The organism is Curtobacterium sp. B18 (assembly GCF_000333375.1).
GTDB lineage: Bacteria > Actinomycetota > Actinomycetes > Actinomycetales > Microbacteriaceae > Curtobacterium.
Map to the genome: position 1 here is coordinate 1 of NZ_BACZ01000573.1, position 1,267 is coordinate 1,267.

Sequence of the window (1,267 nt, forward strand, 5' to 3'; positions counted from 1 at the left end):
GGTGCGGTGGGTGCTCGTGATGGTGCCACCGTAGGCGCGCGTGGTGTCGATCGGGACGAACACGGACCCGGTCGTCGACGCGGAGTAGTAGCCCGCGACGTCGAGGTACACCGTCGCGCTGCCCTTCGACAGCTTCACCTGGACGGCACCGTTCACGAGCTTGACGATCGCGAGGTTCGACAGCGACTGCCCGGCGCCGAACAGCTGGGTCACCACGCCCGGGTCCTGGCCCGCGGGGGTGACCCGGACGTACCCGGCGGCGGTCGGGCCGGAGACCTGGGTGTTCACCACGACTGCCGTGGCGTTGCTCGGGACGCCGCCCTTGCCCGCGAGCGGCACCTTCGTCGGCGAGGTGCCGACCGTCCCGCCGAACACCCGGGAGGCGTTCAGCGGCGTGTAGGTGGCCCCGGAGCCGTCCGCGTAGTAGCCGGCGACGTCGAAGTAGCCGTTCGCACTGCCACGCGACAGCTTCGCCTGGATCTTCCCGCCCGCGAGCCGGACGGTGACGAGGTTGGCGATGGTCTGCCCGGCAGCGAAGTCCTGCGTGGCGACGGTGGCGTCGCGGCCGGCCGGGGTGACGCGCAGGTACCCGGCCGCGGTGGGCGACTTGACCTCGACGTTGACGACGACGGCGGTCGCGTTCGCGGGGACCCCGGCGAGACCGGCGATCGGGACGACCTTCGGCGTGGTGGTCAGGCTGCCCGACCACACCCGGGTGGTGGTGATGGGCGTGTACCGCCCGGTGGCGGGAGCCGCCGCCTGGGCGGTCGTCACGGGTGCGACGACGGCAGCGGCGGTGGCGACGAGCGTCGCGGTCAGGACGAGTGCGAGGCGACGGTGCAAGCGCATGTGGTGTTCCCCAGGTCACGAAGGACCGCCCCCTGACGGTCCCCGGCAGTCTAGGTGCACGATGCAACGAGCGTGGGGGATCGGAGCGGACCTGTGCACTCCGACACATCCCGACCTCCTGTGGAGGGGAGTGGGCGGCCGTGTGGCCGACGCGCCCCCACGACCGCCCGATCAGCCGCGTGGCCGACGCGCCCCCACGACCCTCCGCTCAGCCGCGTGGCCGACGCGCCGCCACGACCACCCGCTCAGCCGCGTGGCAGGTGCCGCCGCCACGACCGACGCCGCGCGGCGATGACGAGCACCGCGACGAAGACCATCAGCCCCGCACCGTGCAGCAGGTAGGCGCGTCCGAGGGGCGCGGGCACCCGAAGCCTGCGCCCCCGGACCGGGAACGGCTGCCTCCCCAGACGAAGCCCCG

1 protein-coding gene is annotated in these 1,267 nt (G+C 73.4%); it reads right to left on the reverse strand.

From position 1 onward, the window contains the following. Nucleotides 1-849, reverse strand: an 849-nt coding sequence (locus I5E_RS15435; protein ID WP_031262918.1) for a hypothetical protein, incomplete at its 3' end; no start/stop codon positions are given. Nucleotides 850-1,267: the final 418 nt, after the last annotated feature.